The sequence below is a fragment of the Parasynechococcus sp. genome (assembly GCF_042954245.1).
Lineage (GTDB): Bacteria > Cyanobacteriota > Cyanobacteriia > PCC-6307 > Cyanobiaceae > Parasynechococcus.
On record NZ_JBGKDP010000046.1, the window covers coordinates 1 to 10,730 of the forward strand.

Consider the following 10,730-nt stretch of genomic DNA (forward strand, 5'->3'; position numbering starts at 1 on the left):
CTGGTTAAAGTCGCAGGGCAATTTTCAACCACCATGCTTAAGGCTCTGAGCCGCCTTGCCGCGTTCTGCCTCTGCGTCGCCTTGAGCTTGGGTCTGATGGCCCCGGCTGCTGTAAACGCTGCCGGCATCAGTCCTGACGACCTAGGCGTGATCCGCCGCCAGGCCGCAGCGTTTGAAGACGCAAAATCCCGTCTGCCTGATCTGGCCCGGCTAGTGAGTGAAAAGGATTGGGTCTTCACCCGCAACCTCCTGCATGGTCCCATGCAGGAAGTGAGCCGAGAAATGCTCTACATCAATCAGCGCCTCGACAAGAGCGAGCGCAAGGAAGCCACCAAGGTGGCCCGCTCCTTGAAAGTAGCTCTGGCTGATCTGGATGAAGCGGCACGCCTACAGGACTTCAGCCGCCTGCAGAAGTCCTACAGCGCCGTGGCTGCCGGATTTGATGCTTACACCGATCTCATCCCCGCTGAGGCCTTCAACTGACCCGCTCAGTTGGAGTGATTGGTGCCGGGGCCATCGGCCTCGGCACCGCCTGGCATCTGGCCCGGCAAGGGCATGAGGTTTCTCTTTACGACCCTCGCCTGAACAAGTCCGTTGATCGCGAGGGATCAGCAAAGGATCTCAGTGGAACATCGGCATCCCTCGGGGTGCTAATGGGCCACGTCTTTCGCCGCAGCAGCGGACGGGGCTGGAGGCTGCGCCGCCGGAGCATGGAGCTCTGGCCGCAATGGATCGAAACGCTGCAGGATCACCAGCCTGACCTCAAGCTCCATCCGGGCCTGATGCAAATCGCTGAGGACGAACAAGCCGCGGAGCGGATGGAGTCACTGGCCGCCCAGCACGTTGACCTGGGCCTGAAGATGGTCACCAACGCCGACCTGGCAGCAGTCTGGCCGACGGCCAGCCACGGTGGCCTGCACTCGCGCCACGACGGTCGCGTGGATCCACTGCTGCTTCAACTGGCCCTGCGACAGGCGCTAGCAGGACAAAGCGTGGAGCTGAATGCCACGGCGGTGATCCATCTGAAGCGCAACGACAACCACTGGCATGTGCATCGCGCCGATGGAGACAGCTCCGTTCACAACCTTGTGGTGCTCTCCACAGCCCTGAGCTCGGACGTCTTGCTGGAACCCCTAGGCCAAGCCCGACCGATGACACCGGTGTTGGGCCAGGCCCTGTCACTCCAACTGACAACGGGTCCGACAACGTGGAGCAACTGGCCCTCGGTGCTGGTAGATCAGGGCTTCAACCTGATTCCCACCGCACCCGGGCGGTTGCTGCTCGGGGCCACCGTGGAACCGGGCGATCGCGCTTCGGAGGATCCTCTGACCCTGATGCGCAACCTGAATGAGCGGGCACCGGAGTGGCTGCGCTCAGCCACGGTGGTTGGCCATTGGAGTGGCCTGCGAGCCCGGCCAGTGGATCGTCCGGCCCCTCTGCTGGAGGAGCTGGAACCTGGGTTAATCCTTGCCAGTGGGCACTATCGCAACGGCGTTCTGCTCACGCCTAGCACCGCCGAATGGGTCGCCGCTGCCGTTGAGCAAGCATAAAAAAAGGCCCCGCAGGGCCTTCACACGTTGGTGAATCAACCGATCACTTGGTCTCGGTGAACTCTGCATCGATGACGTCGTCGCTGGCGTCGCCACCACCGGCGTCAGCACCAGGCGCACCAGCTGCAGCCCCTTCCTGCTGGTAGACGGAAGCACCCACGGTGTAGAGCTCCTGCTGCAATTCCTCCAGCAGGGTCTTCATCGCGTCGTAATCATCCTTCTCGGTGGCTTCCTTGAGCTTGAGGCGCTTCTCCTCCAGCTTCGCCTTGGCGTCGGCATCAACCTTGTCTCCCAGTTCGCCCATCTGCTTTTCAGCCTGGTAGACGAGGGTTTCGGCCTGGTTCTTGAGGTCGATCTTTTCGCGCTTCTCCTTGTCAGCGCTGGCGTTGGCCTCGGCGTCCTTGACCATCTTGTCGACCTCGGAATCCGAGAGGGTCGACGCACCGGTGATCGAGATGGACTGCTCCTTGCCGCTGCCCTTGTCCTTAGCGGTGACGCTGAGGATACCGTTGGCGTCGATGTCGAAGGTCACTTCAATCTGAGGCACGCCCCGGGGAGCAGGGGGGATGCCATCGAGACGGAAGGTTCCAAGCGACTTGTTGTCGGACGCCATCTCGCGCTCACCCTGGAGCACGTGAATTTCCACGTTGGTCTGACCATCCACAGCCGTGGAATAGGTCTCAGTCTTCTTGGTGGGAACCGTGGTGTTACGGGTGATCATCTTGGTCATCACACCGCCGAGGGTCTCTACACCCAGGGAGAGGGGCGTGACGTCGAGCAGAAGGATGTCCTTCACCTCTCCGGCCAGCACACCGCCCTGAATGGCAGCACCGACAGCCACCACCTCATCGGGGTTTACCGTTTGGTTGGGATCTTTCCCAGTGATGCGCTTGACCAGTTCGAGCACGGCCGGGATGCGGGTGGAACCACCCACCATCACGATTTCGTCCAGCTCGCCGGAGGAGAGCTTGGCGTCCTTGAGTGCCTGCTCCACAGGCATGGCGCAGCGGTCGATCAGCTTGGAAGCGAGTTCCTCGAACTTGGCGCGGGTGAGAGTGAGGTCTAGGTGCTTAGGCCCCTCTGGAGTGGCCGTGATGAACGGCAGGTTGATCTCGCTCTGGGTGGCGTTGGACAACTCAACCTTGGCTTTTTCAGCGGCTTCGGTCAGGCGCTGCAGGGCCTGCTTGTCCTGACGCAGATCGATGCCTTCGTTGGATTTAAAGGTCTCGGCCAGGTGATCAACGATCACCTTGTCGAAGTCGTCACCACCGAGGTGCGTGTCACCAGCGGTGGACAACACCTCAAACACGCCGTCGCCAACTTCCAGGACGGACACATCGAAGGTGCCGCCGCCCAGGTCGAAGACCAGGATGCGCTCGTTGCTCTTCTTATCGAGGCCGTAGGCCAGAGCCGCAGCGGTGGGCTCGTTGATGATGCGCAGCACCTCAAGGCCGGCGATCTTACCGGCGTCTTTGGTGGCCTGACGCTGGGAGTCGTTGAAATAGGCTGGAACGGTGATCACCGCTTGGCTGACGGTTTCACCGAGGTACTTACCGGCGTCCTCGGCCAGCTTGCGCAGCACCTGGGCGGAAACCTCTTCAGGCGCAAATTGCTTGTCGAGAACCGGACACTTCACCTTCACGTTGGAGCCGGCCTTCTCAACGCCGTAGCTCACCTCTTTCGACTCCTCATTCACCTCATCAACCCGACGGCCGATGAAACGCTTGACGGAATAGAAGGTGTTGTCTGGGTTCATCACCGCCTGACGTTTGGCGATCTGACCCACCAGCTGATCCTGGTTCTTGGTGTAAGCAACCACGGAGGGCGTGGTGCGGAAGCCCTCGGCGTTCGCGATCACGGTGGGCTTGCCGCCCTCCATCACGGAAACACAGCTGTTCGTAGTGCCAAGGTCAATGCCGACAACCTTGCCCATCGATGCCCACCTCCAGAAATGGTGATTTGAATGGGCTCATCCTCCACAGCAGACCCGGTGACAGGCGAGGTGTGGTTCCCGAACAGGCAGGCTGGTGGAGCGATCCGGCTCTGGCAATGATCAACGGCGGCACCAGCCTTGTGGGCCTGCTTGGCAATCCAGTGCGCCACTCGCTTTCGCCGGTGATGCAGAACGCCGCCCTCGAAAGAATGGGGCTCAACTGGCGCTACCTGGTCCTGCCCTGCGAAAGCGAAAGCCTTGATCAGGTATTGAAGGGTCTCAGGGCCGTTGACTGCCAGGGCCTCAACGTCACCATCCCCCACAAACAAGCCATCGCCGAGCTCTGCGAGGAGCTGAGCCCGCTGGCGAAACGGCTCGGTGCCGTCAACACCCTGATTCCGGGAGCAGGCGGTGGCTGGTTCGGCACCAACACCGACGTGGAGGGATTTCTAGCACCCCTCGGTGCCAACGATGCCTGGGCAGGACGCCATGCCCTGGTGATCGGCTGCGGCGGATCAGCTCGAGCAGTGGTCGCCGGTCTGCAGACCCTGGATCTGAGCAGCATCACCGTTGTGGGACGGCGAAGCGAGGCACTGCAAGCCTTCATCACTGATCTGCAGCAGAGCCACGCCCCCCTGACGGCCTGTCTCGACAACGCTGTTCAGCTCAACGAGAGCGTGGCTCAAGCGGCTCTCGTGGTGAACACCACCCCGGTGGGCATGGCCCAGCACGGTGACCCCGAGACGATGCCACTGGGGGCCGAGCTCTGGAAAGACCTGAACGGAGAAGCGGTGTTATACGACCTGATCTACACCCCAAGGCCCACAAACTGGCTCGCCGCTGGGCAACAACGAGGCCACCGATGCATCGATGGCCTCGAGATGCTGGTACAGCAGGGCGCTGCCTCGCTGCGGTTCTGGAGTGGTCGCAATGACGTTCCCATCGAGGCGATGCAAAGCGCCGCCGCGACTGCTCTTGCGGCCTAAGGTCCCAACAATCCCTATCTCCACCGTGCAGATTCCCCTCTGGCAGCGGCTGCTTGCACCGCTGGTGTACCTGCTCCCCTGGAGTGACGCCATTCCCTTTGGCCTCAGGGCTGACGGTGTGTTCAACCAGATCCCTTTGCTGAGGTTGCTGATCGTGCCAGCAGTACCGCTGATCCAATTAGATCGGGGGGTTCCCTTCGGTGGCCTGCTGCTCTTCTTCGTGCTGTTTCTGGCGGTGGTGCGGAATCCAGCCGTTCCCTACTTCCTGCGCTTCAACACCCTTCAGGCCCTGCTCACCGACATCGTGATCGTTGTGCTGAGCTTCGCCTTTGGCATCCTGCTCCAACCGATTGCTGGCGGCAGCCTGCTGCTGGGCACCCTGTCCAGCACGGTCGTGGTGGCGGTGCTGGCGATCCTTCTGTTCGCCCTGGTGGAGTGCTGGCGTGGTCGCGAACCAGATCTGCCCGGCATCAGCCAGGCCGTACGCATGCAGCTCTACTGAAGACGCGGGGGCGCGTCAAAGGATAAGGTGTTGGATCCGTCGCTCACTCCGGTGAGCCTGATACCCCTTCGGTGCTGACCATGACGCACGATCCGTATTACGAAACCATGTACATCCTTCGTCCAGACATTCCGGAGGAGGAAGTTGAAAGCCATCTCACCAAGTACCGCGACATGCTCGTGGAAGCTGGTGCCGACGTGCTGGACAACCAGATGCGTGGCAAGCGCCGTCTGGCCTACCCCATTGCAAAGCACAAGGAAGGCGTTTACGTGCAATTGAGCCACAACGGCGATGGCCAGCACGTTGCTGTTCTCGAGAAGGCGATGCGCTTCAGTGAAGACGTGATCCGCTATCTCACCGTAAAGCAGGAAGGTCCTCTTCCCGCACCTCGGGTGATGCCGGGCAGCGAAGCTGCTCAACAGCAACAAGCTGAAGCTGCTGCATCAGCTGACTGATCAGCATTGTTGGATTCATGGGTGGGCGATATCGTCCGCCCATGGGTTCGAAACACGACCAACCTCAGCCAACGGACCCTGTTTGGAACGAGTGTCATGGCGACGCTGAAGTGATTCAGTTGCTGAAAAACAGAATTTCAGAGCTCGAGGGCGAGATCAAGGCCTGCAATGAGCTTTTGGCCGAACTTCCGGACGTTTTTGAGCGCCGCTTCCAACAGCGGCTTGAGCGGTTGATGGAGCGTTATCAACTGCTGGCTGAACAGGTTGATCAAGAACAGATCGAACGGCCTCAGCCGGTCCTGAGGCTTCCCAAGTTCCTGCAGAAACGGCAGCGCTCAGCTTGAACGGCGCTGGGAGGCTGACCAGAGCCGGATTGGCAGACCCCAGACGTAAATAAAGCCCTCTGCAGCGCGGTGATCGAACTGATCTTCACTGCCGTAGGACGCCATTTCGGGGACGTAAAGACTGCTGTCTGCTGAGCCGCGGCCGGTGACCGTGGCCGTTCCTTTGTGCAGCCGGAGACGAACGACACCATTAACGGTAGTCTGGGTGCGGTCAATGAAGCCGTCCAGAGCATCCTTGAGGGGACCAAACCAAAGGCCCTGGTAGACGAGATCGGCCCACTGCATTTCCAATTGTCGCTTACTGCGAAGCACATCGGCGGCCAAGGTCAGGCTTTCCAGTTCCTGGTGGGCCTGGATCAGTAGCAAAAGGCCGGGCGTTTCGTAGATCTCCCGGGATTTGATGCCCACCACCCGATTCTCGATCATGTCGAGACGGCCAATGCCATGGGTGCCCGCCAGACGGTTGGCTTCACGGATCAAGACCACGGGGTCCAGCGGCTGACCATTGATAGCCACAGGATTGCCTGCTTCAAAACCAATCTCGATCTCTTCGGAGGCATCCGGAGCAGCCTCCACCGATCGCGTCATCGCAAACACCTCCTCCGGCGGAGCCACCATCGGGTCTTCAAGGGGTCCGGCCTCAATGCTGCGGCCCAGCAGATTGAGATCGATGGAGTAGGGCGACTTCTTGCTCACCGGTGCGGGCAGACCAAAGCGTTCGCCGTAGGCGATGGTCTCCTCACGGCTCATGCCCCACTCACGGGCTGGGGTGAGCACCTTGAGATCCGGTGCCAACGCAGCGATGGCCACATCAAAACGCACCTGATCGTTGCCCTTGCCTGTGCATCCATGGGCGACAGCATCGGCACCCACTTCCCGGGCCACCTCCACCAGGCGCTTCGCGATCAGAGGCCTCGCCAGGGCCGTGGAAAGGGGGTAACGACCTTCGTAGAGAGCGTTGGCACGAATCGCGGGAAAAGCAAAATCCTTGATGAAGGGCTCGATCAGGTCGCCCACCAGCGACTGACTAGCACCGGCATCCAGCGCTTTTTGACGAATCGGCTCCAGCTCATCACCCTGGCCGAGATCAGCGGCAAATGTGATCACATCCTCTACACCCCATGCCTGCTTGAGGTAAGGGATGCAGACACTGGTATCCACTCCCCCGGAATAGGCGAGTACTACCTTCTTGGCGCGGCCCATCAATGGGTCTCCTGATCACAATCGTCTAATTCTCTCGTCTCGCCGGCCGCCACCTTTGGGGAAGCCACAAGCAACCATCCAGCCAAGGCCACAGCCGGAGAAAAGACCAGCAGCAGCGCCAAGGCCCAAGAGGTCTGCAACGGTTCAGGCCGCTGCAAACCCCACCAATGCAGGCCAGTACTGATGATCAGGGCCAAGCCCCACAGAAAAACGAGCAGCGCAGATTTGTTCAGGAACGGACCAAAAACAGCACGTGGTTTATCTTGATAGATTGGCCCGCATCCCTCCCTGCATGAGCGCTCTGGTTGATTTAAACGCCCTGGACAGCGTCAACCCGTCCCTCACACGCTACGGGCGCCACGACCCTGCACCCGTGCTGCCCCTGCGTGAGGAGCCCGACCTCCTGTCCTGGCTGGAAACCAGCGGTCGTCTCGTCGCCGACGAGGAATCCGGATCACCTGAAGTGAGCACCGTCGAAGAGGAAGAGCTCTCTGCACTCATGGGTGAGAAAGAGGATTACAACAAGGACGACGAGCAAAACGAGGAGCAGTGGGAGGACTGATGTCTCCTTTGCACTGACTGGTCGCTACTGGGCGACTCACTTAGGGTCTCAGCGATCAGTCCAGTGCCGCTTTGCAATCCACGAATTTGAACCACCGTCCTTGGTGGGAGAACGGCTCATTGAGTGCCAGCTTGCTGATGCTGGTGGTCTTGATGACCAGCTTTGCAGCCGACAAATGGATCACCAATGCGCAACTGAGCCTACCGCTCTTGATTTCAGCGATCTGCGCAACAGCGACTGCAGCCTTGGGCATTCCCCTTCTGCGTCGCTTGAAGATGGGGCAGTTCATCCGTGAGGAGTGCCCTAAAGTCCATCAGAGCAAGGCGGGAACGCCAACGATGGGGGGCCTTCTGGTGGTTCCCGTCGGATTCATTCTCGGGAGCTTGATCACACGGGACGCCGTGGCGTCGCAACAACTGCTCAGCCTGGCAACGCTGACCTTGGCTTTCATGCTGATCGGCGTCATCGATGACTGGAGCAGCCTCACCAAGCACACCAACACAGGCCTGACGGCACGAGGGAAATTGCTGCTGCAAGCCATGGCGGCCGCAGCCTTTCTGGCCATCGCGGCCTGGCAGGGCTGGATCAGCAGCAGCATTGCCTTGCCCTTTGGCCTTGAATTGCCGTTGGGACTGCTGATCTGGCCGCTGGGGCTATTTGTCGTTCTGGCGGAGAGTAACGCTACCAACCTCACCGATGGCCTGGATGGCTTGGCCAGCGGCTGCGGAGCACTGGTGTTTACCGGTCTGGCACTTCAATTGATGCTGCGAGGAGACAACGGAGATCCCTCCTTGGCTGGCTTCTGCATGGCCATGGCTGGAGCATGGCTTGGGTTTCTCGTGCACAACCGAAACCCGGCTCGAGCCTTCATGGGCGACACGGGTTCCCTGGCGATGGGGGCGGCCCTCAGCGGTGTAGCCCTGTTGTCCAACAGCCTCTGGCCCCTGCTGGTGATGGGAGGCGTCTTCGTAGCGGAATCCCTCTCCGTGATCATCCAGGTTTGGGTGTTCAAGGCCACAAAAGGCCCTGACGGTCAGGGGCGACGCGTGTTCCGCATGGCGCCACTCCATCACCATTTTGAGCTGGGAGGCGCCGATGAACGAAGCGTGGTGCCTGCGTTCTGGCTTATCTCATCAGGGCTTGTGCTTCTCGGACTGGTGCTGCGTCCCTGAGCATTGATCCCATCCTGAAGACCATCATTTTAAAGCGATCTTAAGGATGCAGTGATTCAGATCGCCAATGAGTTGAACTTAGTTTTGTACCGCACAAAGTCAATATCTTCCGAGAAAGATTGATTCTGACGCAGAAAAATAACCGAGGTTTTTAAGATTCTGAAGTGACCTCAACACAGTGCCCTGAACAAAGGAAGACCTGAACGACATAACTGGTACTCACGAGATTTTTATATCCAGAATGAAAGCCTCATGCCGCTCACATCCCTTAAACTCATATTTTAAGGCGGCAAGGCACGATGACCTACTTCACCTGGCGTGAATCCGGTCTCACAGCTGACGGCTCAAGCCTCGAGGCGATGGCTGCCCGCTTTGAGGAGTCGGCCAGTTTGATGCGGCGCATGTCGAGCGAAGGGTTCCAACTGGAACGCCATGGAACGGAGCAGCGCATCACGCATCCCGATCCCACTGTGTTTGAAGCCTGGGGTTTCGTCAGCGAAGAATCACCGGTCCGCCAACTCACGCTGATCCCCGATCTTCAGAACTGATGGACAACCTGCTTGCCAAAACCGCTGAGCTGCTCGCCAACGCAGCTGCGGATCCTGATCGGGTTCTGCGGTGGGTACTGATCTACTTTGGTGTATCATCGTTTGGATTCATGGGCGTGTGGCTGATCGGAGAAGTGCGCCGTCAGGGCAGCACCGATTCGAACTGAGCCCTAAGCGGCTCGCTTCCAACCGAGCGCTGACGCCATTGAGGCGTTTGCTCCATCTATTTCAGCTGGTCTGCGCTGGGGCTCTCAAGCACGTCCAGTAGATGCAAGGCTTCTGCTTCAAAGTACAGATGAGGACCAGTCAACCAACGGCCCGTGTTCCCACAAAGACCAATGATCTGGCCGCGGTCATAGGAGCCCGCTGGGGCACCAGCGTTGAGATAGCTGTATGCATCTTGACGCTGGTGCCTCAACCAGATGAAACGTCCATCCGTGGGGGCTCTGTCCAGCGGCTCAGACCGACCCCTATCATGAGAGGCACGCATTGGGCGACCAACACGGCAGGAGATATCCAAAGCTGGATGGTCCTGTTCGACGCCCTGAGTCACCACACCCGACATCGGCACAAGCAACGCGGCAAATAGACCCAGCAAGCAATCGAAGCGATAATTTTAAGATACAGTCCTTCCTATCGAAGGAAAAACAGCATTCCCGTTTTTTGTTAACGCTCTCTTAAAAAGAAAAAACCCCTGTGGTTCCTGGTCACTCCCCCGGCGGTCTGGCGACGGTTCGAAGGCAAATCAACTGCAGCGCATGCGCAGAGCACTTCTGTTCACCGGTGCCGGCCTGATGGTCGCCGCTGCTGGACTCCCAAGCAAACCGCCCGCACCGTCACCAACGGTTTCGTTCGTTCCAACGTGCTATTGCCCCTCGGTGGCAAAAAGGCCGTCTCCAATCCCGTTCCTCAGGATCTGAGCGATCTCTCGGGTTGGACCCGTGAAGAACTCGAGGTGGGTCTGGAGAAGCAGTGCGACGTCGACGTTGCTGACGTCACTCGCTTCCTCTATTCCACTGAAGGCGAGGCTTTCCTCAAAGAAAGCATCAACGGCAACTATCACCCTTACTACCTACAGCCAGCAGAACGATCTACAGGCCGTTCGCAGCGCCTGCAAGGTGCCATGAAGGTCTGCAATGCCGAAGTGCAAGGTGATTTCCACAAGGACACCTCGCTGCTCAGCTGGTACATGAACACCCCGGCTTGCATCCAGGCCTACACCGCCAAGGCTCATGAGCCCGCTCCCGTTGCTCCCGTTCAAGGACTCTGGTGATCTAACAGCAAAACGACAAAACACGTCCCGAGCCCTGGATCAACCCAGGGTTTTTTTCATGCTCCGGTCTGTCGAGACAAAGCCATCAAGGCAGAACCACCACTGGTGTCCCCACATCCACAAGGTCAAAGACCCTACGGATGTGTTTGTCGTAGAGGCGAACACATCCATGCGACACGGCACGTCCGACGGTCCAACGATG

At 59.3% G+C, this 10,730-nt stretch carries 14 protein-coding genes; 11 read left to right on the top strand and 3 right to left on the bottom strand.

Annotated elements, in window-relative coordinates; genetic code table 11:
- Positions 1–33: 33 nt before the first annotated feature.
- The gene (gene psbQ, locus ACGVJ8_RS02000; protein ID WP_392345258.1) at positions 34–483 is read left to right on the top strand and encodes a photosystem II protein PsbQ; all 450 of its coding nucleotides are present in this window, start codon (positions 34–36) and stop codon (positions 481–483) included.
- Between the two features lie 14 nt (positions 484–497).
- Positions 498–1,550 (top strand): NAD(P)/FAD-dependent oxidoreductase, encoded by a 1,053-nt coding sequence (locus ACGVJ8_RS02005; RefSeq protein ID WP_392345247.1) that lies wholly within the window; start codon positions 498–500, stop codon positions 1,548–1,550.
- Positions 1,551–1,593: 43 nt separating this feature from the next.
- Here the strand turns inward: ACGVJ8_RS02005 and dnaK are convergent, their stop codons facing one another.
- Entirely contained in the window at positions 1,594–3,483 is a 1,890-nt protein-coding gene (gene dnaK, locus ACGVJ8_RS02010; protein ID WP_392345248.1) for a molecular chaperone DnaK, read from the bottom strand.
- Positions 3,484–3,599: 116 nt separating this feature from the next.
- Here dnaK and ACGVJ8_RS02015 point away from each other — a divergent pair, with 116 nt between their 5' ends.
- The 4 genes from ACGVJ8_RS02015 (at position 3,600) to ACGVJ8_RS02030 (ending at position 5,770) form a co-directional block, all read left to right on the top strand.
- Complete coding sequence (locus ACGVJ8_RS02015; RefSeq protein WP_392345259.1) at positions 3,600–4,469, top strand: shikimate dehydrogenase; 870 nt, start codon at positions 3,600–3,602, stop codon at positions 4,467–4,469.
- Positions 4,459–4,971, top strand: coding sequence for a Tic20 family protein (locus ACGVJ8_RS02020; protein ID WP_392345249.1), 513 nt, complete (start codon positions 4,459–4,461; stop codon positions 4,969–4,971). The genes ACGVJ8_RS02015 and ACGVJ8_RS02020 overlap by 11 nt, the downstream gene beginning before the upstream one ends.
- Before the next feature lie 80 nt (positions 4,972–5,051).
- Positions 5,052–5,426 (top strand): 30S ribosomal protein S6, encoded by a 375-nt coding sequence (rpsF, locus tag ACGVJ8_RS02025; RefSeq protein WP_392345250.1) that lies wholly within the window; start codon positions 5,052–5,054, stop codon positions 5,424–5,426.
- A 41-nt stretch (positions 5,427–5,467) separates the two neighbouring features.
- Positions 5,468–5,770 carry a hypothetical protein gene (locus ACGVJ8_RS02030; RefSeq protein WP_392345251.1) on the top strand — a complete coding sequence of 101 codons (303 nt, stop codon included), beginning with the start codon at positions 5,468–5,470 and terminating at the stop codon, positions 5,768–5,770.
- Here the strand turns inward: ACGVJ8_RS02030 and ACGVJ8_RS02035 are convergent.
- Positions 5,762–6,973, bottom strand: a complete 1,212-nt coding sequence (locus ACGVJ8_RS02035) for an argininosuccinate synthase (protein WP_392345252.1) — start codon at positions 6,971–6,973, stop codon at positions 5,762–5,764. The genes ACGVJ8_RS02030 and ACGVJ8_RS02035 overlap by 9 nt on opposite strands.
- 292 nt (positions 6,974–7,265) lie before the next feature.
- Here ACGVJ8_RS02035 and ACGVJ8_RS02040 point away from each other — a divergent pair, with 292 nt between their 5' ends.
- The 5 genes from ACGVJ8_RS02040 (at position 7,266) to ACGVJ8_RS02060 (ending at position 10,528) form a co-directional block, all read left to right on the top strand.
- On the top strand, positions 7,266–7,535 hold the full coding sequence (locus ACGVJ8_RS02040) for a DUF3134 domain-containing protein (protein WP_392345253.1): 270 nt from the start codon (positions 7,266–7,268) through the stop codon (positions 7,533–7,535).
- A 137-nt stretch (positions 7,536–7,672) separates the two neighbouring features.
- Positions 7,673–8,707, top strand: coding sequence for a phospho-N-acetylmuramoyl-pentapeptide-transferase (gene mraY / locus ACGVJ8_RS02045; protein WP_392345254.1), 1,035 nt, complete (start codon positions 7,673–7,675; stop codon positions 8,705–8,707).
- A gap of 299 nt (positions 8,708–9,006) precedes the next feature.
- Positions 9,007–9,255 carry a hypothetical protein gene (locus ACGVJ8_RS02050; RefSeq protein ID WP_392345255.1) on the top strand — a complete coding sequence of 83 codons (249 nt, stop codon included), beginning with the start codon at positions 9,007–9,009 and terminating at the stop codon, positions 9,253–9,255.
- Positions 9,255–9,422 (top strand): hypothetical protein, encoded by a 168-nt coding sequence (locus tag ACGVJ8_RS02055; protein WP_392345256.1) that lies wholly within the window; start codon positions 9,255–9,257, stop codon positions 9,420–9,422. Before ACGVJ8_RS02050 ends, ACGVJ8_RS02055 begins: the two co-directional genes overlap by 1 nt.
- Before the next feature lie 695 nt (positions 9,423–10,117).
- On the top strand, positions 10,118–10,528 hold the full coding sequence (locus ACGVJ8_RS02060) for a hypothetical protein (RefSeq protein ID WP_392345257.1): 411 nt from the start codon (positions 10,118–10,120) through the stop codon (positions 10,526–10,528).
- A gap of 85 nt (positions 10,529–10,613) precedes the next feature.
- On the opposite strand, the gene ACGVJ8_RS02065 is transcribed toward ACGVJ8_RS02060, so the two are convergent.
- Positions 10,614–10,730: L,D-transpeptidase (locus tag ACGVJ8_RS02065; RefSeq protein ID WP_392345260.1), on the bottom strand; the 117-nt coding region annotated here is incomplete at its 5' end.

Excerpts from the sequence above, each read along its gene's own strand:
- ACGVJ8_RS02030 (WP_392345251.1), top strand. The coding sequence starts at position 5,468 with ATGGGTTCGAAACACGACCAACCTCAGCCAACGGACCCTGTTTGGAAC.
- ACGVJ8_RS02035 (WP_392345252.1), bottom strand. The coding sequence starts at position 6,973 with ATGGGCCGCGCCAAGAAGGTAGTACTCGCCTATTCCGGGGGAGTGGAT.
- psbQ (WP_392345258.1), top strand. The coding sequence starts at position 34 with ATGCTTAAGGCTCTGAGCCGCCTTGCCGCGTTCTGCCTCTGCGTCGCC.
- dnaK (WP_392345248.1), bottom strand. The coding sequence starts at position 3,483 with ATGGGCAAGGTTGTCGGCATTGACCTTGGCACTACGAACAGCTGTGTT.
- rpsF (WP_392345250.1), top strand. The coding sequence starts at position 5,052 with ATGACGCACGATCCGTATTACGAAACCATGTACATCCTTCGTCCAGAC.
- ACGVJ8_RS02015 (WP_392345259.1), top strand. The coding sequence starts at position 3,600 with ATGATCAACGGCGGCACCAGCCTTGTGGGCCTGCTTGGCAATCCAGTG.
- mraY (WP_392345254.1), top strand. The coding sequence starts at position 7,673 with ATGCTGGTGGTCTTGATGACCAGCTTTGCAGCCGACAAATGGATCACC.
- ACGVJ8_RS02055 (WP_392345256.1), top strand. The coding sequence starts at position 9,255 with ATGGACAACCTGCTTGCCAAAACCGCTGAGCTGCTCGCCAACGCAGCT.
- ACGVJ8_RS02040 (WP_392345253.1), top strand. The coding sequence starts at position 7,266 with ATGAGCGCTCTGGTTGATTTAAACGCCCTGGACAGCGTCAACCCGTCC.
- ACGVJ8_RS02050 (WP_392345255.1), top strand. The coding sequence starts at position 9,007 with ATGACCTACTTCACCTGGCGTGAATCCGGTCTCACAGCTGACGGCTCA.